The sequence below is a fragment of the Candidatus Sulfotelmatobacter sp. genome (genome assembly GCA_035504415.1).
GTDB lineage: Bacteria > Vulcanimicrobiota > Vulcanimicrobiia > Vulcanimicrobiales > Vulcanimicrobiaceae > Vulcanimicrobium.
In genome coordinates this window covers 101,554-126,912 of sequence record DATJRY010000007.1, presented here as the reverse complement: position 1 = coordinate 126,912, position 25,359 = coordinate 101,554, and the positions used below count along the sequence as shown (strand labels likewise).

The following is a 25,359-nucleotide window of genomic DNA, read 5'->3' as shown; positions in this document are numbered from 1 at the left end:
GTTGGCGTCTACAGCTCGTAGTCGATGTAGAGCTTGTCGCCGGGGCCCGGTTCGAAGATGCTCGGGAGCGGGGGAATCGGCTGGCCGGGATAGACCGGAGCGCCGGCGGCCTGCGTTCCGGCCGCGACCTCGTCGGCGCGCGCGACTCTCGTGCCGGTCTTCTTGTCCAACGCGGCCATCAGTGGAACGCGCGGAACCTCGCTCTTGTTGGCAACCTTGCCGTAGGCGCCTTCGATGGTCGAGCACATCGCGACCATGCCTTGACGCATCGCGTTGAGCGCATCGATCGGCGTCGCGTTGGTGCTGCCGTGGTGGCCGACTTTGTAGAAGTCGATGTTGCCCAGGATCGAGCTGGCCGCCGCGCTGAGCTGCGGACTCCCCGTTCCGACGGCGCCGCCGTAGAGGAAGTTCTGCCAATTGCCCCACTGGGCGTCGCCGACGAAGAGCAGCTTCTTCCCGTTGAATCCGAAGAGCACGATGACGCTCTGGTTGTTGAGCGTGTTGTCGGCCTGCTGTGCCTTGGCGATGGCCAAGTCGGGCTGCGCCGCGGCGATGTTCTTGGCGATCTCATCGGGCGTGCAGAGCTCGAAGGCTCCCTTGGGATAGGCCGTGACCCGCGCCTTGAAAGCCGCGTTGAACCGCCGCGGCGGCGCATCGTCGTCGGTGGTCGCGGTCAGGTATTGCTCGCCTTTGCCGTTCATCTGGCTCACCAGGTTCGGGTCGATCGGCGGCCCGAGAATCTGCGCCGTGAGTCCGGCCTGCACCAGCGCCGGCGGCAGAATCGCCGGATCGCCGGCCTTGTAGTAGTCGATGGGCGGATTCTGCGCGTTGCCGAACTTGCCGTGCAGCGTGTTGAGCGCGTCTTGGTTGCTCGTGACGCCGCCGACCCCGAGTACGTCGCCGGTGACGTTCTGGGCCATGTACAGATATTGGTTCTCGAGCGGCGGGCTCAACGCGAAGTTGGCCTGCAGGTTGGTCGCGACGGCCGTCAGCGTGGTCTGGAACTTGACCGCGTCGGCGTTGTTCGGGTCCTCGAACCAGGACATCCAGACGCGGTCGACGGTGAAGGTCGCGAATACGCTCTTCTGCGAGCTGAAGCCGGAGATGTGGTCGGCGTGCCGGTGCGTCACGATGAGCAGATCCAAATGACGCCCCGTCTCTTGCGCCATTTGCGCGACCGCATCCCCGATGCTGCCGATGTCCTTCGCGTGCACGCCGCAATCGATCAGGATGTGATGGACGCGGTCCGGTCCTTGCAGACTCAAGAGAAAGAAGTCGCCGAAACCGACCCGATACATCCGCACGCGAATGCCGGCTTTGCCGCCGATCGACCCGGCCGGCTGCGCGGGGCTCGCGGGGGCCGGAGCGCTCGGTGTGCTCGGCGCGGTGGGGGTCGGCGTGTCACCGGAGCTCTGCGAGGGTTCGGCCGGCGTAGGCGCAGGCGTCGCGGCACCGCCGCCGCGCGCGGGCGCCTTGCGACGCGGACGCTTCTTGCGCGTCGTCTTCTTACGCCCGCTCGTCTTCTTTTTGCGTCCGGACGTCTTCTTTTTGCGCGCGGGCGTCTTCTTGCGAGTCGTCGCCTTCTTGCGTCCGGCGGTCTTTTTCCGCGCGGTTTTCTTGCGGGTCGTCTTCTTCTTGCGCGTCGTTGCCATCATCAGATCCCGTGGAGGAGAGCGAGGTTGACGTGAGCTGGACCGTCGGTAACGCCTTGTTCGGCGTAGGCGGCGCGTTGGCGGATGCGCCGCTCGTCGCTGAGCGACTTCTCGATGACGAAGGACACTTGGGGGTCCTTGCGTTCATCGGCCACGACCGGCGGGCGTGCGATGATCATCGTCACGCCGCAGCGGAGCGGGAAGCTGCCCAGGTTCGGCTGTTTCGGATCGAGCGGCTCGTTGTGGACCTGCACCATCTCGACGACCATGTCGACCTTCAGCGAGCCGTCCTCATCGGTGCGGAACATCGGATGGAACGAGGGGATCTCGATGGCGAGCTTCGGATCGAAGCCCAGATCCCTCGCGTAACGCTTCGCGAAGCGATGGAGGACGGCGGCGTTGGCGTTCTTCTCCTCGGTGGTCAAGCCGTTCGGGTCGCCGAACTCCAGGCCGACGACCGGATCGTAGGTGCCCGGCGCGACGCGCGGCCAGCAAAGCGCGTCCTCGGAAAAGAACTCGGCGTCGGTCGGCAGGATGCCGCGGGCCCGGAAGGCCTGCATCACGGACTCGCGGACGCCGTACGTGTCGCTCGGGAAGAGCACCGTATCCGCGGTGATCAGCGCGCGCAGAAAATCGCCGAACGTGACGTCGACCGGCGGGCAGTAGTCCAGGGCGCGTGCGCAGACCGAAAAGAACAGGTCCGCGATGTCGCTCGCCGCGTTCGCCAGCAACGCGGCCAACGGCCCGGGCAGGTCGACCGGGTGCGCGGAGCCGCCGCCGGCCCGGAAGATGCGGAAGAGATCCGCCGTTTGCCGCAAGTAGACGTCGAAATACGCGTCAAAGACGGCCGCGACCAAGATCGCGCCGCGCAGATGCGGTTCGGTCGTCGTGCGGATCGCGTCGGGCGTCTGCGGGATGCCGAGCGCGCTGCGCAATCCGTTGTGCATCCCCGAGACTTGGCCGAATTGCCGCGCCAGCTCGATCAGTGGATTGTCCGGCCGCACCTGCGCTTGAATGGTCGGCGTCCGCGTCGCTAGCGGCGAGCTGGACTGCGCCTGGTCCGTCGTGTCCGCCGTCTCACGGCCGAGATAGAGCTTCCCGCCCGTTCGCTGCAGCGTATCGAGCAGCACCTCGCTGTGTGAGAAGTGCCGGAACAGCGCCGACATGTCGGCGAATGCTTCGTGGAAGGCCGGGACGTCGATGTTGGTGGCTTCCATGAAGTATTGCCGGATGCCGTCGACGACCGCGTGGGTCACTTCGTGCGCGATGATGTCGTGCGAGAGACAGGTGAAGATCGTCTCGCCGGGGACGACCTGCGCGTCGGCATAGTCGCTGGCCCGGAAGTATCCGAACAGGATGCCGTGCACGTCCGGGCTGTAGAACGCGTTGGCCTGGACCATCGCGTGCGGGAAGAGGTACAGCCGGTTGAGCACGCCCCGCCGTTCCTGCTTGCCTTTGGGCAAGCGCCAGTGGACGCGGCGGCCGAGCGCAGCCTCGAATCGGTCGAGCGTTTCCGACGCGACGGCGTAGACCATCTGCTGGTGAAAGCGCGGATCGGCCTCGGTCGGGTCCAGGCCTTGCCCGAGCAGCAGATCGGGCTCGTCGAGGTCGACCGGCGTGTAGTATCCCTTCGTCGAGCCGTCGTAGTCGACGACCGCGAAACGCTCGCCGAGCGGGCCCGGCTCGAGCTTCTCGTAGCGCACGTCGATGACCAGAAAATTGCCCAGCGTTTTCCCCAGACTCGGATCGAACGCATAGACCTTGAGCGGCCGCGTCGCGGGCTGTCCGAACCGGAGCGTGCGGCTCTTGGCGCCGCGGGTCGCGAGGTGGCTCATGACGTCACATCTCCGGCGAGCAGGGATTGGTCGAGCGCGCTGAACGCGTACGTTCCGTCGGGCTGGTGATCGAGGACCCACACCACATCGAAGCGGTCACCCCATTTGGTCGGCGCGCCGTCGACGAAGCCCGCCGCGATGATCGGGATGTGCTTGTGCTCCCAGGCGACCAGCACGACGCCGGTGCAGGCCGTGATCGCCTCGATCACTGCGGCTTCGTCACCGACGGCGATGGCCGTCTGAAACGGCACGCCCAGCATGTCGTGCACGGGCGTGACCGTCTGCTGCGGGCGCAGGCTCTCGGCTTCGTCCGGGGGCAGCGACGGATCGGCGCTGGTGCCCGATGCGAAGATCGTCGTCGGCGTGGCGATTCCCGCGTGCGTCGGCTTGGCGAAAAACGACACCAGCGCGCCTGCGCGGTGCCAGCCGCGCACGATCAGAGCATGATCGTTCGGGCTCCCGTCCAGGTTCACGCCGTTCGGGCCACCCGGAATCGGCTTCTCCGCGTGGCGGATCAGCATGATTTTATCCGGTCCCTGCATCGTCTCACCCCCGCGATACAGCGCGCTGCCGACCGGCAGTCGAACGGCTGTCGCCCGCTCTCTTCGGTCAGGCTGGGTCGCTTGACCTGCTGCTCAGAGCCGATAGCCCTCCAGCCGGTCGCGGAACTGCTCCCACGTCATCGTGACGCCGTTGCGCGCATCGCGCGGCCACCAATCGACGCCGCCGCGGCTGAGCCGTAATTCACCGAGCTTCCCATGCTCGTCGTCGATCTCGACGACGAGGTCCGTATTGACGAGCTCGTACGACGGAGTCTGCGAAACACACACGCGATGTTCTGCCATCTACGCTCGTTCGCGCCGACACCGCAAGAGTGCTGCCCGTGAACGTGGGATGACCGGGGCTCGAACCCGGACGCCCTTGCGGGCTGCAGATTTTCGTACCACTTCGGCTTTCGCCGCCGGCTTTCTCGTCGAAACCGTTCGTGGTCTGGACTGTGCCTTGGCCGTGGGTTCGCGTACGAACCGGTAGGTCGCGCCCGTCCAGTCTCTACACCTTCCACGTCGCCGACATGCGGCTTCGCGGCTTGGCTCGGCGTTGTCGTGCCCGCGCGACGAGTTCACCGACTTTGAGCGCATCCCGGCCGCCGTTTCCGTGCGGTCGGCTCACATTTGGTAAGTCTGCTGTGTCTGCCTATTCCACCATCATCCCGCGGCCCGATTCGCCGCGGGCACCGGCCGCTACCCCTTGGCGACGAATGGCTCGGAACGGAACGACCTCGATGTGAGGTAACCGTAGAGCAGGTCCGCTTCGCTGACCGTGAAGTGGTCGACGTCGAGCATGCGGCAGGCTTCGTCGACGACGATCAGGCCGGCCGGTAAGATGTCGGCGCGCTGCGGACGGATGTGCGGCATCTGCTTGCGGGCCTCGAGGTCGCGTGAGAGGAGCGCGTCGATGAGCCCGGCGCAATCGGCGCGGGTCATCGGCGCGCCGTCGCGGGCGCCGTCGGCGATCATCGCGGCGGCCGTGAAGACCGTGCCGCCGACGGCGATCAACTCGCCGAAACCGCGTGCCTCGGAGAGCGGCGTGAGGACGCCGAGCGCGTACGAGCGTGCTTCGATCTCGAGCGAACGGCGCGCGGCCGGCGCGAGCGCGGTTTGGCCGAGCAGCGCGGGATGGCGTTCCGAGAGTCGCACGGCGCCGATCTCGAGCGACATGCTCAAGCCGACGGCACCGGTGCTGCGCGCGTGCGCCGGGGTGTCGACGGCGATCTCGGTGCTGCCGCCGCCGACGTCGAGCACGGCCACTGACTCGGCGCCCGGGCGCTGCGCGGTCGCGCCGAGGAACGAGTAGGTCGCTTCTTCTTCGCCCGTGAGCACGCGCGGCACGACACCGATTCGGTGCTCGACCTCGCGGCCGAAGGCCTCACCGTCGCTCGCGCGGCGCAGCACGCTGGTCGCGATCGCGTCGACCGCGGTCACGCCGTTGGCGCGCGCGATGCCGACGTACTCGTCGACGGCAGCCAGGGTGCGGATCTTCGCCACCAGGTCGATCGACCCGGTCGTCCCGATCCCGGCGCCCAGGCGGGTCCCGCGTGACTCGGCGACCACCGGCGCGTCGCCCTCGCCGAGGATCAGGAGCCGCGTCGAGTTGGTGCCGATGGAGACGAGCGCACGAGTCACGAGGCGGCCCTTTCGGCCACCGGGCGGCGCTCCCCGCCGTCGCGAATGTAACGTTATGGCCGCGCCCGCGCTCTTGTTCGACCTCGACGGTACGCTGGTCGACTCCGTGTACCAGCACGTCGGTGCGTGGCACGACGCGCTGCGCTCGGCCGGCATCGCGCTCTCGATGTGGCGGATCCACCGCAAGGTCGGCATGAGCGGCGGGCTGTTCGTGCGCGCGCTGGCCCGCGAGCTGGGGCGTCCCGTCGATGCCGCGACGGTGTCCGATCTCGGCCGGCGACACGCCGAGGCCTATGCCAAGCGGTTCGACGAAGTCGTGCCGCTGCCGGGCGCGAGCGAGTTGTTGGCGACGCTGACGGACCTGGGCGTGCCGTGGGCCATCGCCACCAGCGGCGGGCGCGAGGTCGCGTATCGGACCCTCGCGCTGCTGGACATCCCGCCCGGCGTCCCGATCGTCACCCGTGACGAGGTGGCGCACGCCAAGCCCGACCCCGACCTGTTCTTGAAAGCGGCCGAGAAGCTCGGCGTCGAGATCACCAACAGCATCGTCGTCGGCGACTCGGTCTGGGATCTGCTGGCGGCGCGGCGCGCGCGCGCGCTCGGCGTGGGGCTGCTCTCCGGCGGCTACGGCCTGGACGAGCTGCAGATCGCGGGCGCGTATCGCGTCTACGACGATCCGGCCGACCTCTTACAGCACCTGGACGAAGTCGGCGTGCGCGCGCCGCACTAGCTGCGCAACCGGTAGACGAGGCCGAAGCCCAGATCGGCGACCAGCGCGAAGCGGTGGTCGGCGTCGATCGTCGCACGTTCGACCGGCGTGTGGTAGAGCAGCACGACCTCGCGCGCGGGCCCGCTTCCCACGCGGGTCAGCAGCCGTTCGAGCACGGGCGCCTGAAAGGGGTTGTAGAGATAGAGCAGCAGATCGCCGCGCGGCAGCGTCCACGCGGAGGCGTCGGCGCGCACGACGCGCACGTCGTGCACGACGCGCTTGGGATCGTTGGCGGCCGCGAGGTTCTCGCGCGCGATCTCGGCGAGCGCCGGCGACAGCTCGACGCCGACGACGGCGCGGAACGGCCGCCGTGCCGCCAGCATGACGACGCGCCCCATCCCCGCGCCGACGTCGACGAACGTCGTCGTTTCGGGTGATAACGGCGAAGCCGCGAGCAGCGCCTCCGCTTCCGCGACCGGCGTCGGCTCGTAGTGGGTGGCGAACTCGATCGCCGGGCCGATCGCCTCGGGATCGAGCTCGCCCAGAAACACCAACGCTTCGGTCGTGACCCGCAGCTCGGCGTCGAAGCGCTGACCCGCGCGCCGCCCCGCCACGCGCCAGGGTGCCGTCGCGATCAGTAGCGCTTGGCGGCGGTCGCTTCGCGCGTTCGTTCGATCATCTGCAACGAGCGGTCGTGCGCCTTGTGCGCGATGCCGACGTAGAGCGTGTCGATGATCGTGAGCTGCGCGATGCGGCTCGAGCTGGCGTCACTGCGGAAAGCCGTCTCTTTGGCCGCGGTGACGAGCTGAATGTCCGCCACCTTGGTGATCGGCGAGCTGGACCGATGGGTGATGCAGATCGTCGTCGCACCGTTCGTCTTGGCGCGGCCGAGCGCGTCGGTCACGTCGCGGCTGGCTCCGGTGTGCGAGATCCCCAGCGCGACGTCGCCGCTGCCCAGCAGCGCCGAGGACATCGCCATCAGGTCGCCGTCGGAGAGCGCGACCGCGCGCAGCCCCAGCTTGAGGAACTTGTGGTACGCGTCGGCCGCCAGCGGACCGCTGCCGCCCACGCCGTAGATGTCGACCCGGTTCGCCTTCGCCAACGCCTCGACGGCCCGGCCGAGCATCTCGTCGTCGAGCACCTCGATGGTGTCGCGCAGCGCCTGGGTGTTGGCCTGGAAGACCTTGCTCTTCACCGTCGAGAGGTCGTCGTCGGGCTCGATCGCCGCGTAGATCTCGGTCGTCGGCTCGACCAGATCGCGCGCCAGCACGATCTTGAACTCTTGATATCCCTTGTAGCCGATCTTCTGGCAGAGCCGTACCACCGTCGACTCGCTGGTGTTGGTCCGCTCGGCCAGCTCCGTCACGGTCAGGTAGATCAGCTCGTCCGGGTGCCGCAGGATGAAATCCGCCACGCGCTGTTCGGCGGCGCGCAGCCCCGAGTACGCGCCTTGCAAACGCACGAAAGAACCGGGCACCTTTACGGGATCGACTCGCACTTCTTTCGTCGCCATGGACGCGAAGTTCGACGCGCGCCGCCTACCTGCCTGGAGTGGCGTCCGAGCGAAACACCTTCGCGCGCTGGCGCTTGCGCTGCAGGTGTCGCTCCGCCGGCTCGGGCCGGTCGGCCGGCGCCCACTCCTCGGTCGACTTGAGGTAGGCGGCGATTTGCGCCTCGAACGAGGGGTCGGTCAGCACCGGTGCGTCATTCGTCGGCAGGACCTCGTCGACGCGGGTCTGCGCCAGGACGACCATCCGCCCCACCAAGTCGAACGGCACCGTGGCCGACTTGTGCTCCAGCGCACGCGTGTAGGCGGCCCGGTTCTTGTTGACGTCGCCGATCGGCGCGGCCACCAGCCGGCCGTCCTCGAGCCGCACGGTGGCGCCGAGGTTGTGCACGTTGATGACGCTGCCGCGCACGCGCTCGCTCACGGGTTCGGCGCGCCCTTGTTGCCCTTGAGATAGATGATCGCTTCGTGGTCGCCGACCAGGTGCAGGCGGTCGTGGATCTCCGGCAGCGCGCCGGCGGGATCGCTCAGCCGCCGAATCTCCCGGTTCTGCTGCAGGCGCTTCGCTTCCAGGCGCGCGACCTCGCGGCGGGCGTCGCGCAGCTCGTGCGCCATGCCGACGGTGCGCCCGATCAACCGCGCGTACTGCACGGCGATCAGCGAGAAGACGACGAGCACAACGCAGACGACGCCGATCCGACTCGCGAGACGGAGCAGCGCCGCCGGCCTGTTCACGGGGCTCCGATGCGCCGGAACTTGGCGTAGCGACGGTCGAGCAGCGTCGGGATCGGCACCGTGACCAGCGTCGTCAGGGCGCGATCGACCGCGTCGAGGACGCGCGCGATCGTCGCCGCGCCGTCACGGTGCGCGCCGCCGACCGGCTCGGGCACGAGCTCGTCGACGATGCCGAAACGCAACAGGTCGTCGGAGGTCAGCCGCAGTCGCGAGGCCGCTTCTTCGGCACGCGCCGCGTCGCCCCACAGGATCGCCGCCGCGCCCTCGGGCGAGGCGACCGAATAGACCGCGTGTTCGAGCATCAGCACCCGGTCGGCCAGGCCGAGCGCGAGCGCGCCGCCCGAGCCGCCCTCGCCGATGACGGTCGCGACGATCGGCACCTCGACCTGGGCCAGCTCGTAGAGCGAGGCGGCGATCGCCTCGGACTGCGCGCGCTCCTCCGAACCGATGCCCGGATCGGCACCGCTGGTGTCGATGAACGTGACGACCGGCAAGTGCAGGTGCGCGGCCAACCGCACCAGGCGAATGACCTTGCGATACCCTTCGGGCGAAGACATGCCGAAGTTGCGGAATACCTTCTCCTTGGTGTCGCGGCCCTTGTCTTGCGCGATCGCGACGACGCGCCGGCCGCGCAGCTTCGCGAAACCGCCGACGATCGCATGATCGTCGCGGAAGTGGCGATCGCCGTGCAGCTCGTCGAAGCGGTCCAACGCGCTGATGTAGTCGGTCCCGATCGGACGCTTGGGGTGGCGCGCCATGTTGACGCGCTGCCACGGCGTCATCGTGCCGAAGATCTCGCGCTGGATCTCGCCGTACTTGGCTTCCAGGGCGGTGATCTCGGCCGTCATGTCGACCGGCTGCTGCGCGGCTTGCGCCTTGAGCTCGGCGATGCGCTGCTCGAGCTCGAGCAGCCCCTTCTCGCGCTCGACGATGACGTTCACGTGCGCGTCTCCGCCGGTTGCGGTGCGGGCGCCGTCAGGCCGCGACCGTTGCTCGAGGCGATCGTCGCGCCGACGCCGTAGTCGAGCAGCCGGATCAGCTGGTCCTTGAGATCGCGACGCGGCACGACCATGTCGATCGCGCCCTTTTCGAGCAGGAACTCGGCGGTCTGGAAGTTGTCGGGCAGCTTCTGGCGGATCGTCTGCTCGATGACGCGCCGTCCGGCGAAGCCGATCGCCGCGTGCGACTCGGCGACGATGACGTCGGCCTGGAACGCGAACGAGGCGGACACGCCGCCGGTGGTGGGGTCGGTCAGCACGCTCAGATAGTAGCCGCCGGCGTCCTGGAAGCGGCGCACGGCGAGCGTCGTCTTCGCCATCTGCATCAGTGCCAGCATGCCTTCTTCCATGCGGGCGCCGCCGCTGGCGGTGACGACGATGACCGGAACGCCGCGATCGCGAGCCTGCTCGAAGAGCTGCGCCAGGCGCTCGCCGACGACCGTGCCCATCGTGCCGCCGCGAAAGTTGAAGTCCATCACGCCGAGCGCGACCGGGACGCTGCCGATGGTCGCGAAGCCGCACACGATCGCTTCGGTCAACTTGGACTTCTCACGATCGCGCTGGAGCTTGGCGGGATACGACGACTTGTCGGTCCAGCCCAGCGGATCGGACGGCAGCACGTCGCCGCCGATCTCGGTGAAGTCCGCGTCGACCAGCAGCGCGATGCGATCGAAGGCGTGCATGCGGAAGTTGTGCTCGCAGCGCGTGCACACCCACAGGTTGGCTGCCAGGTCGGGGCGGTAGAGCATCTCGCCGCAGCCGGGGCACTTGGTCCACTGCGCCGCCTCTTCGGGCGGCACGGGCTGCGCACGACGCAGACGGAGCCACTCCGGCATCGCCACGGCTAGCGCGCGCCCCCGCGGCCGAACAAGCGCGCACGATAGATGCGGCCGAGCTGGCGCAGATAGTTGAGGATCTCGTTCTGGTTGAGCTTCGACTCGCCGGCGATGCGATCGGTGAACACGTACGGCACCTCGAGCGCGCGGCCGTAGTGCGCCTTCGCGATGACCTCGAGCCCGATCTTGAAGCCGATCGGATCGAGGTCGACGCCGTCGAGCGCCTCGCGCTTGACCAGAAAGTACCCCGAGGTGATGTCTTTGATCGGCGTGAGCGGCTGCGCCAGCGCGATGGCCACCTTCGAGGTGACGATGCGGCGCTTGGGCCAGTTGCTGATCCCGCCGCCGGGGACGTAGCGGGAGCCGATCGCCAGGCCGTAGCCCTCGTCGGCGAGCGCGTGCACCATGCGCGGGATGATGTTCGCGTCGTGCGAGAAGTCGGCGTCCATCGCGCCGAGCGCGACCGAGTCGGGCCGCGCGAAGCGCCAGCCGTCGATCACGCCGGACGAGAGGCCGAGCTTGCCGGGCCGGTGCAGGCAGCGCACCGGATAGCCCTCGCGTTCGAGGCGGTCGACGATCGCCCCGGTGCCGTCGGGCGAGTTGTCGTCGACGACGACGATCTCACCGTCGAGCCCGTTGTCGCGGAAGATCTGGGTGACGGTCGTGACCAGCCGCTCGATGCCGCCGGCTTCGTTGTACGTCGGAACGACGATCGAGAACTTCATCGCCGGCGCGTTCACCGCGGTCTCCATCTCGGTCGTCACGCGATCTTCCGCAACGTCGGAAAGCGCGACGCGTCGAACGGCGCGAAATCCTCGTACGCGTCGGGCTCGGTGCGGATCAACGAAACGCCGTCCTCGTCGATGCTCTCGATCTCGGTGGCCGGCACGCCGACGTCGCTGCCGAGCGCGTCCCAGTGGACGACGATCAGCTCGGCGGAACGCGCGTCGCCTTCGGCATACACGCCGCGCACGTCGCCGACGCGTGTCTCGCCGGCGAACACGGGTGTACCTTCGGTGAGGGATTCGAGCGTGCGTGCCATGATCGAACCTGAGAAGTACGCCCCACAGCCAAGCCGTTCCCGTACCGGCGCGTGCGCGGTCATTCGGGCCGCTCGGCCTCTTCGAGTGCCGCCAGCGCGCGAAGGAGCGCCGCCTTGGCGTCCGACTGGCCACGAAAGTGACGGTCGAGCGATTCGTTCAGGACCGCGTTCATGCTTTTGCGTTCGTTCTCCGACCGCCGCTTCAGCTCGTCGTACACTCCGTTGTCCAACCGCGCCGGGAATTGACGCATGGTTCGATGGATGATATCACAGTGATATCATCATGGCAACCCGGCGAGCGCAGCCGCCGAGCCGCCTGCGTGGTCGTAGGTCGTCCCGGCCGGGCCGACGGTCACCGACGTCGCCCGAACGGCCCGAGCCGCGAAGGACCGGCGGGCGTGCTGAGAAACGAGCGCGGCATATGACGAGCACGACCGAGATCCGGCGGGTGGCCCTGGAGACGGGCGAGACGACGACCGTCGAGCGGTGGGGCGAAGCCGGACCCGCCATCCTGTGCGTCCACGGAATCACCTCGTCGCGGCGCGACTTCGCGCGGCTGGGCGCGGCACTCGCGGATACGCACCGGGTCTTCGCCTACGATCAGCGCGGCCACGGCGAGAGCTCGACGAGCACCGGCGCGATGTCGCTGGCCGTGCTGGCCGCCGACCTGCGCGCGGTCGCCGACAGCATCGGCACGGTCGCGGTCGTGGTCGGCCACTCGTGGGGCGGCGCGGTCGCGCTGGTCGGCGGACCCAAGGTCGCGCGCGCCCTGGTCCTGGTCGATCCGATGATCCGCGTCGCACCGAACACGTTCTACGGCGACTACGTCGACGATCTGGCGGAGCTGCTCGATCAACCGGTCGGCGAGGAACGCGACGCCGAGATCCGCGCGCTCTTCGCCGACGCCGACGCGGTCGATCGCGACGGTAAGGTGCACGCGATGCACGCGCTCTCGGCCGACACGCTGCGGCGCCTCGGTCGCGACAACGACGTCGACGCGGGCGGTTGGGATCTGCGCCAAAAGCTCGCCGCGCTCAAGATTCCCACCCGCATCTTGGTGGCCGGCGAAGGTTCGGTCATCGCGCCGGCGGATCTCGCCGACGCCTCGCAGACCGTCACGGTCGAGGTCGTCGAAGGCCACGGCCACACGCTGCACCGCAGCGACTTCGCGCATTTCGCCGACGCGGTGCGCGCCGCCGCGGGCTGACCCAAACGGAGACGGCGCGCCGGAGCGCGCCGTCTGGGTTCACCTCACCGACCGCCGAGAGTCAGCGGCGACCGCGACCGTTCTCGTCGCGCCGACCGCCGTCGTAGCTGCCGCGGTAGCCGCCGCGCTGCGGAACGTAGATCGTGCGCGGAGCGCGCCAGCCGGGGCCGTAGACGGGGCCGCCGTACGCCGGGCACGGCTCGTCGTAGTAACCGCAGACCGGATACGACGGCTGGCTGGTGGCGCCGGCGATGAGTGCGATCCCGCCGAGGATGGCCGCCGCGGTGATCGCGGTGTCGGTCGTATTCGCGGAGGCCGGTCGCGGCAGCATCGCGCCGACACCGACGGTTGCCACCGCGCCGGCGGTGACGACGATCTTCCCGATGTTGCTCCGAGCGGAGCGAATGATTCCAGTCAACATGATCGTGTGGTCTCCTCGTTTCGTCCGGTGACTGCGTCGCCGGCTTTCTGTTCACACGATAGCGCGCGAAGCTCACAACATGCTTGAGCGCAAGCGCGCGGGGCGAATTCTCACCGGCCTCAAAGCCGGCCCTCATCAAAGCGTAACGACGAGCTTCCCGGTGACCCCGCGCGACCACAAGCGGTCGGCCGCCGTGCCGATCTGGGCGAACGGCAGCACGTCGTCGATGTGGACGTTCAGCGATCCGGCGTCGAGCAACGATGCCAAGCGCGCCAAGCCGTCGCCCGCCGGTTGGCTCTCCAGCTCGTGGAACAAGATGAAGCCGTAGATCGACTGACCGCCCGCCGCGTAGAACGAGGCCACCTCGACGGTCGCGGTGCGGTTGGCCGAGGTGCCGTAGGTGACCAACAATCCGCCGACCGCCAGCTCTCGCAAGGCGCTGGCGAAAACGTCGCCGCCGACGGACTCGAGGATCAGGTCGAACGGGCCGGTGTCGTGCGCGCAGTCGGCCGTCTCGCCGACGACGACGCAATCGGCGAAGCCTTCCACCGTGCCGCGCTTTTCGGGGCGATGGACGAGCCCGGTCGCATGCGCGCCGGCGATGCGTGCCAGCTGCACCGCGAAGACGCCCACGCCGCCCGACGCACCGGTCACCAGCACGCGCTTGCCGAGCAGCGAGCCGCGCTTGTCGAGCGCGTAGAGCGCGGTCAGGCCCGCGACCGGCAGCGTCGCGGCTCGTTCGAACGAGACCGTCGCCGGGAGCACCGCGAGGTGCCGCACCGGCGCCGCGATGCGCTCGGCCCAGGCGCCGCTGCCCGGCATCATCCCCACGACGCGCGCGCCGGCCGGCGGGCCGCCGCCGGCCGCGGCGCGCTCGACGACGCCGGCGAAGTCCCACCCAGGCCGCCAGCCGTCGTCGGCGGCGCGCGCGCGCCGGATCTCGCCGAGGTTCAGGCTGAGCGCATGCACGCGCACCAGCGCCTCGTCGGCGCGCGGTTGCGGCTCGGGGAGGCCGGCGACGATGAGTCCACCCGGCGCGGAGCGATCGACGACGACGGCATTCACGCCGCTACCAACCACCCCGCGGTCGCCGGGGGATGCTGGGCGACCGTGCTTGACGTTGCCGCTCGTCTTGCTATACTAGCCAAACATAACCTAGGGTTTGGCGCCTGGAACCCCCGCTCGCGTCACGTCCGAGACCGGCGAGGGCCACCGCGTGCTCGTTCGCATCGAATCGGCTGCCGACGCCGCGCGCTTGCTGCGCCCGGCACATCCGCGCTTCATGCTGCGGGCGGCCCTGCGCATTCCGTCCCTCGCGCCGGCCCGGGCCGCGCGCTGGGAGCGCGGCCTCAACGCGTCGTTGCGGGCCTGTGGCTGCGCCGAGGGTTCCCTGGGCGCGCTACTCGCCCTGGCGGCCCTGCTCTGCTGGGGCATCGGCCATGCCCGCACGCTCGACGGGCACGCCTTCTGGTGGCGCGCGCTCCTGGTCCTGGTGGCCGGCGCCGCCGCCGGGAAGATCGCGGGCCTGAGCTGGGCGCGGCTGCGCCTGGTGTGCATCGTAGCCGCGATCCGCCGTCACGAGCGGCGCCGCGGCGGTCGCGCGGCCCGCGCGGGCGCGCTATGACGACGTGCTTTCAAACCACCTGGCGCATCACCGAGCAGCTCGTGCTGTGGACGGTCGGGTTCATCACGTGGCTGGTGCAACAGTGCGCGAACGTCTCGACGCAGGTCTTGCAGTCGGTTCAGCAGTGGCAGAACCAGTGCATCACCTCGAGCCAGCAGTCGTGCAGTTCCTGGGGCTGGTTCAGCTTCATCTGCAACTGGGTGACGAGCGTGGTCTGCACGCTGGTCTCGGTGATCGTCCAGATCCTCGTGCTGGTCGTGACGCTGGTGTGCGTCATCCTCAGCGTCCTCGCCGCGGTGCTGATCGCCGTGCTCGTGCTGATCGTCATCGTGCTGGCGTGGCTGGTCTGCATCTTCGTGCCGTGCCCATCGCAGATGGAGAGCGCGACGCCGCCCGACGGCGGTTGGATGGTCACGCTCGGCGGCAGCACCCCGCCGCACGTCTCGCAGGGCAACGAGGTCACGGTGCTGCCCGACGGTCAGCTCGCCTGCGAAAGCATGGTCGCCGCAATCGCCGCGGCCACCACGCGCATCCACCTGTTGGAGCTGGACTTCGATCCGGCGTTCATCGCGACGTTCACCGGCCAGGACGACGCGGTCAACGCCTGCATGCCGGGCACGACGCTGATGGCCGCGTTGCTGGCGGCAAACGCGCGCGGCGTCGCCGTTCGCATCCTGCTCAACAAGAACGCGTTCAGCGACACGACCTCGAGCGTGACGAGCTTCCTGCAGCGTCACCAGCCGAACACGATCGAAGTCGCGGGCCTGCACGTCTTTCCCGAGATGATGCACGCGAAGGCCCTGATCGTCGACACGGCGACGGCGTTCACGCTGGGACTGCCGCTGGACCAGGGCTACTGGGACACGCAGCTCCATCCCGTCTTCGACCCGTGCAAGCCGAGTCGGCGCGGCTCGGGAGCCGGCGGGGACGTCCCGGTCCTGGGCAACGTCGGGAACGGCGTCGGCAACAAGCCGGTCCACACGGTCTCGCTGCAGCTCGTCGGAGCCGGCGCGGCCGACGTCGACGCGACCTTCATCGCGCTGTGGAACTCCGTGAGTTCCGACCAGGTCGCCGCGCCGACGCCGGTCGCCGGCAGCGGACGACAAACGATTCAGATCGTCCGCACGGCGCCTCCGCTGCCGGCGGCCGGTCTCCCCAGCGGAGAGACGGGCGTCCTCGAAGCCTACCTGCGGGCGATCAACAACGCACAGCGCTTCATCTACATCGAGGAGCAGTACTTCAACTCGCCGGTCGTCGGCAACGCGCTCGTCGCCGCATTGCGCGCGCGGCCGGCGCTCCAGCTGATCGTGCTGCTCAACGAGAACCCCGATATGCCCACCTACAAGTTCTGGCAGAACGCGTTGCTGAGCACGCTGCAGGCGGTCCCGGGCGCGCAGATCGGCACGTTCAGCCTCTGGCGCACCGGCGCGGCTTCCAACGGGATGACCGAGATCATGCAGTGCTATCTGGAGGCGAAGGTCTCGGTCGTCGACGACCTCTGGGGCACCGTCGGCTCGGCGAATCTCGACGGCGCCTCGACCGGCCACATGTTCGAGTTCCTACCGGCGCCCGCGTTCTGCTTCAGCGCCGCGAAGAGCTGGCGCAACGTCGAGCTCAACGCGGTGCTGTACGACGGCATCGCCGGCGCGCCGGCCACCGGCAACGTCGCGGCCCTGCGGCAAAGCCTCTGGCAAGAGCATCTCGGTTCGGGCCTCGACCTCACGACCGCGCCCGCCGGCGGTTGGCTGGGCCTGTGGAACAGCGTCGCCAACGCCAACGTCGCTTCGTTGAACGCGACGCAAACGATGGGCGCGGGCCCCTCGATGATCCTGCCGTACGCCGGCGCGCTCGAAGCGTCGAGCCAGCTCTCGGCGATCGGCATCGACGCCAACCTCTTCGTCGTCGCGCCGGCCGTGCCGACGTAGCCCGTACCGAACGGAGGAACCGACTATGCACCACCTACGCAGGCTCGCTGCCCTCGTCGTCCTCGCTGCCGTCCCGCTCGCCGCGCGCGCCGCGACGATCGAACAAACCGTGAAGATCACGACGGTGGCGCCGAACACGCTGCTGATCGACGCGTCGGCCGGCCACCACGTCATCACGATCCCGAGCGCGACCCGCACCTTCCCGACCCTTGCGGCCTTCGTCCAATACTGCGTGACCGCGTTCCACGGCAAAGCGATCAACGACGCCAAGGGCAACCTGATCGGCGTCGCCGGCGTCAGCATCATCCGCGACCACGCCTACAGCGTCGACCCGAAGACGCACGCCCTGGTCGAGCAGGACGACCCAATCCTGGCCCAGATCGCGGGCACGACCGGGCAAGTCCGGATCGGGACCAAGGTGTACGATCTGAGCCGACCGCAGCCGCCGGCGCTGCGCACCAAGGCGCGCCGCCGCGCCGATCCGATCCTGCTGGCCGCGAACCCGCCGAGCGAAGTCGACACCTGCAGTCAAGGTGCGTGCGCGAAGAACACCTCGTTCGTGACCAACCTCTTCCTGTACTACGCGGTCGGAAGCACGACGCAGCAGACGAAGGGCGGTTTCGAGCAAAGCTCGTCGTTCTGCTGGAAGGATGGCTGGATTCCGTGGGTCTGCACGACCTCGTCCGGCTCGAACAGCTTGAGCGTCAGCAACGAGTACTTCAACTTCGCAACCCCGATCCCGGAGGGGCCGTCGAGCGCCCAAGCGCGCAACGTCACCTCGCTGACGCTTCAGATCTGGGCTTTCGGCACGGTGCTCGGCGTGGTCGGCGACGCGACGGGCGTCTGCGGCAGCCACGGTGGAACGGGCATCGGCTCGAGCACGGTGACGTCGTCGGGGAAGATCGGAACCTGCTTTTAATGGACAGCCACGCCGCGTTCGCGTAGCGTAGACGCCATGCGAGGACTTCGTTCGGCCGGGTTGGCTTGTGTGCTGCTCGCGCTCCCGCTGCGCGCGCTCGCGGAGGAGCCGCCGCACTTCACCTACGCGCCGGCGCCACCCGGTACGCTGATCGCGAGCCAGGTCGTGTACTTGGCGGGCGAGGCGATGCACTCGCAGTGGCGCGCCGTTCTCAGCCGGCTGCACGCCCAGTGGTACCTCTCGATCTACGCGATCGACGACACGACGTATCGCTTGAAGTATCGCTCGCCCAGCGGCGACGTTCCGTTTCCGCCCGGCGGCCCGACGGTGACGAGCGCCTCGATCGCCGCCATCGGCGAGTTCATGGGCGCCGGCGTCCAACAGGTCGCGATCGCCAGCCACGACACCGCCGGCGGCCGCTGCGGCACCGGCCGGATCGACGTCCTGTTCTTCGATGCGGCGATGGAGATGCCGCTCTCGACGCTCTCGGTGCGCACTCCGTGCAGCCTCTCGGCTCGCGTCGTCCACGAAGCGCACGGCGACGCGCTGGCGGTCACCGGTCCGTCGTCGAAGACAGCGATCTTCCGCTTCACGAGCGGTCCCGGCACCTGGACGCAGACGCCGCGGTTGTTCCAGGTCGTCCCGAGCCCCTGACGGATCACAGCTCGCCGGTCGCGTAGAGCGCGGCCGCCAGGACGGCCAATGCCGCCGTTTCGGTGCGCAGAATCCGCGCGCCCAGCGAGATCGCGCGGGCGCCGGCGGCCTGCGCGCGCACGACCTCGTCGGCGGCAAAGCCGCCTTCGGGACCGATGACGATCAGCACGCTGCGCGCGCCGGGCAGCTCGCGCTCGAACACCTCGCGCAGCGGGGCCGGATCGGTCAGCTCCCACGGCAGATAGACGCGATCGTAGCGCTCGAAGCTCGCCAGCAGCGCGTCCCAGTCGAGTACGTCGCCGAGGTCGGGAACGCGCACGCGGCCCGACTGCTGCGCCGCACTGCGTGCGATGCGCCGCCAGCGCTCGACCTTGGCAGGACTCGTCGCGTGGCCGATCACGCGCGCGCTGCGCACCGGCACGATCGCGTAGGCGCCCAGCTCGGTCGCCTTCTCGACGACCAGGTCCATCTTCTGGCCCTTGGGGACCGCCTGCGCGATGGTGACCTGCAGCGCGGTCTCGACCCCGGCGCGCTCGAGCGCGGCGTCGAGCGTCCCGTGCACGACCCGGCCGTCGACGGCCAGCGTGGCCGCGTACGCGGCACCGCCTGAATCGACGACCTGCACGCGGTCGCCGGTGCGCTTGCGCAGCACCGCCGTCAGCTTGCGCTCGTCGTCGGCGGCGAACCGCACCCGGTCGCCGACCGCGTGGACGCCTTCGACGAAGAACCGGTCACGCATCGCGGCAGGCGCTTCGCCGGAAGCGCCGGAAGGCCCGCACATGGACGACGCCTTCTGGCTCCGCTACCTGCGGGCGCACGCCGACCCACGCACCCGTTCTCTGCACTGCACCGGGACGCTGCTGGCGACCGGCGTCGCCGCCACCGCGCTCGCGCGCCGCAACCCGTGGCTCTTCGGCGCCGCGCTGCTTTGCGGATACGGTCCGGCCTGGTACTCGCACGCGTTCATCGAGCGCAACAAGCCCGAGACGTTCAGCGCTCCGCTCCGCTCGCTGGCCGGCGACTACCGGATGTGCTTCGGGATGCTGACCGGCACGCTCGAACCCGAGCTCCGCCGCGCCGGCGTGACCACGGCGGCGCCGCAAGCGGGCTGAACTACGCGCCCTTGGTGGGCGTGACCAAGTACTTCTCGCCGGTGGCGCGTTTGGAGTAGGCGGCGATGACGGCGGGATCGAGCGCTTGCGTGAGCGAGATCTCGTCGGTGTAGCGGCTGGCGAAGGTCGTCGTCAGCTCGGCGGCGACGCGGTCGCGCAAGCGCTGGAACGTTTCCGCGCCGAGCTTGCCGAGATACGAGAACACCAGCCAGCCGCCGACGCCCCAAGCCATGCCGTAGTTCCGGTTGAGCACCGTCGGGCCGACGTCGAGCGAGCCGTAGAGATAGACCTGCTTGTGCACAGTCGAGCCGTACCGGCTGTAGACGGTTTCGCGGCGGCCGGCGACGCGCTCCATGCAGGTCAGGATCGTCGAGGCCAGCGTGCCCCCGCCGATGGCGTCGAACGCGAGCGTCGCGCCCGTCTCCGCCACCGCGTCGGTCAGATCGTCGACGAAGGTCGGGCTGCTGCTGTCGACGACGTGCGTGGCACCCAGCTCGCGCAGCAGCGTCTCTTGGTGCTTGCTGCGCACGATGTTGACGAGCGGCACGTCGTCGGCGCGGCACAGGCGCACCAACATCTGGCCCAGGTTCGATGCCGCCGCGGTGTGAACGAGCGCGCGATGTCCTTCGCGGCGCATCGTCTCGAGCATGCCGAGCGCGGTCAGCGGGTTGACGAACGCCGAGGCGCCGTCGCGCGCGCGCGTTCCCTCCGGCAGCGGGATCGTGTCGGCGGTGTTGACCAGACGGTACTGCGCGTACATCCCGCCGGCGCGCGCCGCCAGCGTGCGGCCGAGCAGCGTCTGCGCGTTGCCGCCGGCCGTGACGACGACGCCCGCGCCTTCGTTGCCGACCGGCATCGCTTGATCGAGCCGCCCTTCGACCAACGCCAGCCGCGCGTGCGGTACCGACGCGGTGATCGTCGGCCGCTCCGGCGTGCCGCCGGCGCGCAGCGTCGCGAGATCGGCGGGCCCGAGCAGCAAGCCGAGGTCGGACGGGTTGATCGGTGCGGCTTCGACGCGCAGCACGACCTGGTCGGGCCCCGGCTCCGGCACCGCGACCTCTTCGAGCCACAGCTGCAGCTCGCCGGCGGAGGTGATCTTGGAGCGGAGTTCGAGTCCCGTCATGCTCGCTGCGACCGCGGCGAGCGGAGAGAAGTTGCCTACTCGGCGCGGAACGCGTCTTTGACGCGGTCGAAGAACGACTTCTCCTCGATCTGATCGCCGCCCGCGCGCGCGTACTCTTCGAGCAGCTCGCGCTCGCGCTTACCGAGCTTCGTCGGCACGACGACGTGTACGGTGACGAGCTGGTCGCCCTTCGCGCCGCCGCGCACGCTGGGCATCCCGCGCCCGCGCAAGCGGTACGTCGAGCCGGTCTGCGTGCCGGGGTTGAGATTCAGCACCTGCTCGCCTTCGAGTGAGGGCACCGTCAGCTCGCCGCCGAGCGCGGCTTGCGGAAACGCGATCGGCACGTCGAGCAGCACGTCGAGCCCGTCGCGGCGGAACAGCGCGTGGCGCGCGACGCTCAGGTAGACGTATAGGTCGCCGTCCGGACCGCCGCGCATGCCGGCCTCGCCGCTGCCGCTGATGCGGATGCGCGAGCCGTCGTCGACGCCGGCCGGGATGCGGACCTGCAGCGTCTTCTCCTGCTCGACGCGACCGCGACCGCGGCACGTGGTGCACGGCGTCTGGACGATCTGGCCGTCGCCGCCGCACTTGGTGCAGGTCGTCTGGGTGACGAACTGGCCCAGCGGCGTCTGTCGCACCTGACGCTGGATCCCGCTGCCGCTGCAACGGTCGCAGGGCACGACCAGCGTGTTCGGCTCGGCGCCGGTGCCGCGGCACGTGCCGCAGGTCGCCAAGTGCCGGAAGGTGATCTCGCGCGTCGTCCCCGCGTAGGCTTCCTCGAGCGTGATCTCGACGTCGTAGCGCAGGTCGCTGCCGCGCGCCGGACCGTTGCGCCGCGCTTGCTGCGCGCCGCCGCGCGCGGCACCGAAGAACATGTCGAAGATGTCGCCGAAGCCTTCGGTCCCGAAGCCACCGAAGCCGCCGCCGCCTTCGCCGTTGACGCCGGCGTGGCCGAAACGGTCGTAGTTCGACCGCTTGCGCGCGTCGGAGAGCACTTCGTAGGCTTCGTTGATCTCCTTGAAGTGGTTCTCCGCGGCGGCCTTGTCCTCGGCCACGTCGGGATGGTACTTGCGCGCCAGCTGGCGGTATGCGCGCTTGATCGCGGTCTCGTCGGCGTCGCGGGCGACGCCGAGCACGTCGTAATAATCGGCCGGCACGTCAGCGAATCTCGAGCGCGTTCAAGTGGTCGCCCAGCGAGCGCGCCGTTCCGGACGCGAGAGCGAAGAGTCGTCCGTACGGCATGCGGCGGGGTCCCAGGATGGCGAGCAGACCGACGCCGCGGTCGCCGAAGCGATAGGGGACGGTCACCACGCTGCACTCCGCCAGCTCGTCGGCGCCGATCTCGGCACCGATGCGCGCGTGCGGCTGCTGGTCGCGCGGTTCGGCGGCCAGCTCGTCGGCGATCAGATCGTAGAGCGTACGCTGCTCCTCGACGATGCGCAGGATCGCGCGCAGCTTGCGCAAGTCGTGGAACTCCGGCTGATCGAGCAGGTTCTGCGCGCCGGCCGCTGCCAGCTCGGGCTCACCGGTGCGGCGCGCTTCGCTGAACGACGCCCGCACCGCGTCGGCGATCTCGCTCGCCACGCCCAGCTCCTCGCACACGCGCGTGAGGTCGGCCGTGGTGATGTCTTCCATCACCTTGCCGCCCAGCCGCGAGTTGAGCGCGTTCGAGAGCCGCGTCAGCTCGTCGGCGTTGACGTCGGTGCCCCACTCGAAGGCGCGCTGCGCCGCGACGCCGGCCGAGGTGACCACGACGACCATGCTCGTGCGCGCGGAGAGCCACAGCAGCTGCACGTGCTTGAACGCGTGCGAGTCGCGGGAGGGCGCGATGGCGATCGCCAGGTTTCCCGACAGGCCGGAAAGCAGACGCGTGGTCTGCTCGATGACGTCCGAGAGCTCACGCGAGGCTTCGCGGAACTCGTCACGGATGCGCCGGGTGTCGTCCTTGGTCAGGGCCTCGGGCTGCATGAGCCGGTCCACGTAGGTCCGGTACCCGGCATCCGAGGGAACCCGACCGGCCGAGGTATGGGGCTGCACCAGGTAGCCGCCCGCTTCCAACTCCGCCATCTCGTTGCGAATGGTCGCCGACGAGACGCCCAGGTTGTACTTCTGTGTAAGCGTGACGGACCCGACCGGCTCCGCCGTGTTGATGTACTCGTACACCACGGTCGCCAGGATGAAAGACTTTCGCTTGTCCAGATCGTGCTTATCGTTCACAGGGGGTCAGTACTAGCAGTCGGCGCAGACGAGTGCCAGGCCTTCCTCGCAGCGTATCACCCTGGCTCGCGGGGGTCAAGGCGCGGCGGCCGCTTCAGCCCGGCGGCATGCTGGGCAGAGCGAGCGATTCGAGGTTCTGGCTGTTGAGCGCCACACGGCGGGCGGCCACGGCGCTGACCTCCGAGAGAACCAGCCCGAACAGGACGCAGCCGACCAGCCCCTCCCAAAGGGGCTGGATGTCGACGACCCCGGTCCAGATCACCAGCACGTCGTGCAGCAGCAGCCAGACCGCTATCCCGTAGAACGTCCCCCAATAGAGCGAGGTCGGCAGCCGGCGCATCGAGGGCCGCGAGTGGGCCAGCAGCCCGTAGACCAGTCCGAGCAGCGCCGCGAGCGCCAGGTACAAAATCGAGCCCAGCACGGTCATCTGCGGCGAGGCCGGCGCGCCGCGCAGCGACGGAAAGAGCCGCGTCGCTTGCAGGAAGAAGTCGCCGCAGGTCGTCTCGTGCAGCCACACCACGCCGACGAGCACGAAGAACACCATGCTCGTCAGACCCGCCACGAGCCCGCCGACCAGCCCGTCGATCCAGCGCACCATCTCCCTCGAAGAATCGGCAGCACGAGGACGGTTCCCTAGGTCCCTGGCCCACGGCGTCCAACAAATGCCCCGTGCAGCAGACCAGCGATCAAATCGAGTCGCTCTTCACGGAGGCGCGCCGCTTCCCGCCGCCCCCCGCTTTCGCCGCCCAGGCCAACGCCAAGCCCGGCGTCTACGAGGACGCCGAGCGCGACTATCTGGCCTGGTGGAAATCGTGGGCCGACCGGCTCGAGTGGATGACCCCGCCGACCAAGACGCTCGAATGGAACGAGCCGTTCGCGCGCTGGTTCGCCGACGGGACGCTCAACGCGTCGGTCAACGCGCTCGACCGCCACGTGCGCGCCGGCAAAGCCGCCAAGATCGCCTACTACTACGAAGGCGAGCCCGGCGACCGCTGGACGGTGACCTACGGCGAGCTGCTCGACAAGGTCTGTCAGTTCGCGAACGCCCTGCGCGCGCTCGGCGTCAAGAAGGGCGACCGGGTCGCGATCTACATGCCGATGATCGTCGAGCTGCCGGTCGCGATGCTGGCCTGCGCGCGCATCGGCGCCGCGCACTCGGTCATCTTCGGCGGCTTCTCGCCGGACGCGATCGTCGATCGCGTGAACGACTCGCAGTGCGTCGCGCTGATCACCGCCGACCAGGGCTGGCGCCGCGGCAACAAGGTGCCGCTCAAGCAGAACGTCGACGAGGCGATCGTCAAGGGCATGCCCTCGCTCAAGCACGTCGTCGTCGCCAAGCGCGTCGGCGATCCGGTCGAGATGATCGCCGGTCGCGACGTGTGGTGGGATGACGCGGTGCGCGACCAGCCCGCGACGTGCGAACCCGAGCCGATGAACGCCGAGGACTTGCTCTACCTGCTGTACACGTCCGGCACGACGGCGAAGCCGAAGGGCATCAAGCACACGACGGCGGGCTACCTGACGGGCGTGACCGCCACGCACAAGCTGGTCTTCGATCTCAAGGAAGACACCGACGTCTACTGGTGCGCGGCCGACATCGGCTGGGTGACCGGCCACTCGTACATCGTCTACGGTCCGCTCTGCAACGGCGCGACCAGCGTCATCTACGAAGGCACGCCGGACTACCCCGAGCGGGACCGCCTCTGGGAGATCGTCGAGCGCTACAAGGTCTCGATCCTCTACACGGCGCCGACGGCGATTCGCACCTTCATGAAGTGGGGCACCGAGTTTCCCGCCAAGCACGACATGCGCTCGCTGCGCGTGCTGGGCAGCGTCGGCGAACCGATCAACCCCGAAGCGTGGATCTGGTACTACGAGCACATCGGCGGCGGCCGCTGCCCGGTGGTCGACACCTGGTGGCAGACAGAAACCGGCGCCATCATGATCACGCCGCTGCCGGGGATCACGACGCTCAAGCCGGGTTCGGCGACCAAACCGTTCCCGGGCGTGCAAGCCGACATCGTCGACGAGAAGGGCAACTCGGTCCCGCTCGGCGGGGGCGGCTACATCGTGCTGCGCCGGCCGTGGCCCTCGATGCTGCGCGGCATCTACGGCGACGACGACCGCTACGTGCAGACGTATTGGTCGAAGTTCCCGCACATGTACCTGGCCGGCGACGGCTGCAAGCGCGACGAGGACGGCGACTACTGGTTCATGGGCCGCATCGACGACGTCATGAACGTCAGCGGTCACCGCATCTCGACGACCGAGGTCGAGTCGGCGCTGGTCGACCATCCCGCCGTCGCGGAAGCCGCGGTCACCGGCAAGAACGACGAGATCACCGGTCAGGCAATCTGCGCGTTCGTCACCCTCAAGAGCCACGCGTCCGGCTCGACCGAGCTGGCCGACGCGCTGCGCGACCACGTCGCCGAGAAGCTCGGCAAGTTCTGCCGGCCCAAGTACCTCACGTTCACGCAAGAGCTGCCCAAGACGCGCTCGGGGAAGATCATGCGGCGGTTGCTGCGCGACATCTCGGAAGGCCGCATGCTCGGCGATACGACGACGCTCGCCGATTCGAGCGTCGTCGCCGAGCTCCAAAAGCGCGCCAAGGAAAGCCCGACCGAGGACTAGTGGCTTCGGCTGCGCCGAAGCCTTCCCGG

The 25,359-nt window shown here is 69.0% G+C and carries 29 protein-coding genes; 8 read left to right on the top strand and 21 right to left on the bottom strand.

All coding sequences use genetic code 11. The features are described 5' to 3' along the window. Positions 1–8: 8 nt before the first annotated feature. From VMD91_03845 to VMD91_03825, 5 genes are all read right to left on the bottom strand, one after another. The gene (locus tag VMD91_03845; protein HTW83188.1) at positions 9–1,652 is read right to left on the bottom strand and encodes a hypothetical protein; all 1,644 of its coding nucleotides are present in this window, start codon (positions 1,650–1,652) and stop codon (positions 9–11) included. A 2-nt stretch (positions 1,653–1,654) separates the two neighbouring features. Continuing rightward, the gene (locus VMD91_03840; GenBank protein HTW83187.1) at positions 1,655–3,487 is read right to left on the bottom strand and encodes a hypothetical protein; all 1,833 of its coding nucleotides are present in this window, start codon (positions 3,485–3,487) and stop codon (positions 1,655–1,657) included. Beyond that, positions 3,484–4,029 carry a hypothetical protein gene (locus tag VMD91_03835; GenBank protein ID HTW83186.1) on the bottom strand — a complete coding sequence of 182 codons (546 nt, stop codon included), beginning with the start codon at positions 4,027–4,029 and terminating at the stop codon, positions 3,484–3,486. Before VMD91_03835 ends, VMD91_03840 begins: the two co-directional genes overlap by 4 nt. Positions 4,030–4,122: 93 nt before the next feature. Further along, entirely contained in the window at positions 4,123–4,332 is a 210-nt protein-coding gene (locus tag VMD91_03830) for a hypothetical protein (protein HTW83185.1), read from the bottom strand. 396 nt (positions 4,333–4,728) lie between these two features. Beyond that, positions 4,729–5,670 (bottom strand): hypothetical protein, encoded by a 942-nt coding sequence (locus tag VMD91_03825; GenBank protein HTW83184.1) that lies wholly within the window; start codon positions 5,668–5,670, stop codon positions 4,729–4,731. Between the two features lie 55 nt (positions 5,671–5,725). On the opposite strand from VMD91_03825, the gene VMD91_03820 reads away from it, so the two are divergent. Further along, positions 5,726–6,400: an HAD family hydrolase gene (locus VMD91_03820; protein HTW83183.1), complete on the top strand. Its 675-nt coding sequence runs from the start codon at positions 5,726–5,728 to the stop codon at positions 6,398–6,400. Here VMD91_03820 and VMD91_03815 read toward each other — a convergent pair. The 9 genes from VMD91_03815 to VMD91_03775 form a co-directional block, all read right to left on the bottom strand. Then, the gene (locus VMD91_03815; GenBank protein ID HTW83182.1) at positions 6,397–6,993 is read right to left on the bottom strand and encodes a methyltransferase domain-containing protein; all 597 of its coding nucleotides are present in this window, start codon (positions 6,991–6,993) and stop codon (positions 6,397–6,399) included. The genes VMD91_03820 and VMD91_03815 overlap by 4 nt on opposite strands. 20 nt (positions 6,994–7,013) lie before the next feature. Further along, positions 7,014–7,856 (bottom strand): MurR/RpiR family transcriptional regulator, encoded by an 843-nt coding sequence (locus tag VMD91_03810; protein ID HTW83181.1) that lies wholly within the window; start codon positions 7,854–7,856, stop codon positions 7,014–7,016. A 61-nt stretch (positions 7,857–7,917) separates the two neighbouring features. Continuing rightward, positions 7,918–8,310, bottom strand: coding sequence for a hypothetical protein (locus tag VMD91_03805; protein HTW83180.1), 393 nt, complete (start codon positions 8,308–8,310; stop codon positions 7,918–7,920). Continuing rightward, entirely contained in the window at positions 8,307–8,621 is a 315-nt protein-coding gene (locus VMD91_03800; GenBank protein HTW83179.1) for a hypothetical protein, read from the bottom strand. The genes VMD91_03805 and VMD91_03800 overlap by 4 nt, the downstream gene beginning before the upstream one ends. After that, positions 8,618–9,562: an acetyl-CoA carboxylase carboxyltransferase subunit alpha gene (locus VMD91_03795; protein ID HTW83178.1), complete on the bottom strand. Its 945-nt coding sequence runs from the start codon at positions 9,560–9,562 to the stop codon at positions 8,618–8,620. Before VMD91_03795 ends, VMD91_03800 begins: the two co-directional genes overlap by 4 nt. Continuing rightward, positions 9,559–10,455, bottom strand: coding sequence for an acetyl-CoA carboxylase, carboxyltransferase subunit beta (gene accD / locus VMD91_03790; GenBank protein HTW83177.1), 897 nt, complete (start codon positions 10,453–10,455; stop codon positions 9,559–9,561). Before accD ends, VMD91_03795 begins: the two co-directional genes overlap by 4 nt. A gap of 8 nt (positions 10,456–10,463) precedes the next feature. Then, a complete protein-coding gene (locus VMD91_03785; GenBank protein ID HTW83176.1) occupies positions 10,464–11,219 on the bottom strand; it encodes a polyprenol monophosphomannose synthase in 756 nt (251 codons plus the stop codon). Beyond that, positions 11,216–11,458, bottom strand: a complete 243-nt coding sequence (locus VMD91_03780) for a hypothetical protein (protein ID HTW83175.1) — start codon at positions 11,456–11,458, stop codon at positions 11,216–11,218. The genes VMD91_03785 and VMD91_03780 overlap by 4 nt, the downstream gene beginning before the upstream one ends. Positions 11,459–11,556: 98 nt before the next feature. Beyond that, the gene (locus tag VMD91_03775; GenBank protein ID HTW83174.1) at positions 11,557–11,715 is read right to left on the bottom strand and encodes a hypothetical protein; all 159 of its coding nucleotides are present in this window, start codon (positions 11,713–11,715) and stop codon (positions 11,557–11,559) included. Positions 11,716–11,918: 203 nt separating this feature from the next. Here VMD91_03775 and VMD91_03770 point away from each other — a divergent pair, with 203 nt between their 5' ends. Further along, positions 11,919–12,704, top strand: a complete 786-nt coding sequence (locus VMD91_03770) for an alpha/beta hydrolase (protein ID HTW83173.1) — start codon at positions 11,919–11,921, stop codon at positions 12,702–12,704. A 61-nt stretch (positions 12,705–12,765) separates the two neighbouring features. Here the strand turns inward: VMD91_03770 and VMD91_03765 are convergent, their stop codons facing one another. Next, positions 12,766–13,125: a hypothetical protein gene (locus VMD91_03765; GenBank protein HTW83172.1), complete on the bottom strand. Its 360-nt coding sequence runs from the start codon at positions 13,123–13,125 to the stop codon at positions 12,766–12,768. Between the two features lie 135 nt (positions 13,126–13,260). Further along, positions 13,261–14,190 carry a zinc-binding dehydrogenase gene (locus VMD91_03760; GenBank protein ID HTW83171.1) on the bottom strand — a complete coding sequence of 310 codons (930 nt, stop codon included), beginning with the start codon at positions 14,188–14,190 and terminating at the stop codon, positions 13,261–13,263. Positions 14,191–14,341: 151 nt separating this feature from the next. Here VMD91_03760 and VMD91_03755 point away from each other — a divergent pair, with 151 nt between their 5' ends. The 4 genes from VMD91_03755 to VMD91_03740 are packed head-to-tail and all read left to right on the top strand — an operon-like array spanning position 14,342 to position 18,247. Further along, complete coding sequence (locus VMD91_03755; GenBank protein ID HTW83170.1) at positions 14,342–14,749, top strand: hypothetical protein; 408 nt, start codon at positions 14,342–14,344, stop codon at positions 14,747–14,749. Next, positions 14,746–16,674: a phospholipase D-like domain-containing protein gene (locus tag VMD91_03750; GenBank protein HTW83169.1), complete on the top strand. Its 1,929-nt coding sequence runs from the start codon at positions 14,746–14,748 to the stop codon at positions 16,672–16,674. Before VMD91_03755 ends, VMD91_03750 begins: the two co-directional genes overlap by 4 nt. Positions 16,675–16,699: 25 nt before the next feature. Further along, positions 16,700–17,593, top strand: a complete 894-nt coding sequence (locus VMD91_03745; protein ID HTW83168.1) for a hypothetical protein — start codon at positions 16,700–16,702, stop codon at positions 17,591–17,593. 36 nt (positions 17,594–17,629) lie between these two features. Next, complete coding sequence (locus VMD91_03740) at positions 17,630–18,247, top strand: hypothetical protein (GenBank protein ID HTW83167.1); 618 nt, start codon at positions 17,630–17,632, stop codon at positions 18,245–18,247. A 4-nt stretch (positions 18,248–18,251) separates the two neighbouring features. Here the strand turns inward: VMD91_03740 and VMD91_03735 are convergent, their stop codons facing one another. Next, positions 18,252–18,986 carry an RsmE family RNA methyltransferase gene (locus VMD91_03735; protein HTW83166.1) on the bottom strand — a complete coding sequence of 245 codons (735 nt, stop codon included), beginning with the start codon at positions 18,984–18,986 and terminating at the stop codon, positions 18,252–18,254. 40 nt (positions 18,987–19,026) lie between these two features. On the opposite strand from VMD91_03735, the gene VMD91_03730 reads away from it, so the two are divergent. Beyond that, entirely contained in the window at positions 19,027–19,359 is a 333-nt protein-coding gene (locus VMD91_03730; GenBank protein HTW83165.1) for a DUF962 domain-containing protein, read from the top strand. 1 nt (position 19,360) lies between these two features. On the opposite strand, the gene VMD91_03725 is transcribed toward VMD91_03730, so the two are convergent. The 4 genes from VMD91_03725 to VMD91_03710 all read right to left on the bottom strand — a co-directional run bounded on the left by VMD91_03725 (position 19,361) and on the right by VMD91_03710 (position 23,297). Continuing rightward, complete coding sequence (locus VMD91_03725) at positions 19,361–20,482, bottom strand: zinc-binding dehydrogenase (protein ID HTW83164.1); 1,122 nt, start codon at positions 20,480–20,482, stop codon at positions 19,361–19,363. A gap of 35 nt (positions 20,483–20,517) precedes the next feature. Then, the gene (dnaJ, locus tag VMD91_03720) at positions 20,518–21,639 is read right to left on the bottom strand and encodes a molecular chaperone DnaJ (protein HTW83163.1); all 1,122 of its coding nucleotides are present in this window, start codon (positions 21,637–21,639) and stop codon (positions 20,518–20,520) included. Position 21,640: 1 nt separating this feature from the next. Next, the gene (gene hrcA, locus VMD91_03715) at positions 21,641–22,699 is read right to left on the bottom strand and encodes a heat-inducible transcriptional repressor HrcA (protein HTW83162.1); all 1,059 of its coding nucleotides are present in this window, start codon (positions 22,697–22,699) and stop codon (positions 21,641–21,643) included. Positions 22,700–22,793: 94 nt separating this feature from the next. Then, entirely contained in the window at positions 22,794–23,297 is a 504-nt protein-coding gene (locus VMD91_03710) for a hypothetical protein (protein ID HTW83161.1), read from the bottom strand. A 71-nt stretch (positions 23,298–23,368) separates the two neighbouring features. On the opposite strand from VMD91_03710, the gene acs reads away from it, so the two are divergent. Beyond that, on the top strand, positions 23,369–25,330 hold the full coding sequence (gene acs / locus VMD91_03705) for an acetate--CoA ligase (protein HTW83160.1): 1,962 nt from the start codon (positions 23,369–23,371) through the stop codon (positions 25,328–25,330). Positions 25,331–25,359: the final 29 nt, after the last annotated feature.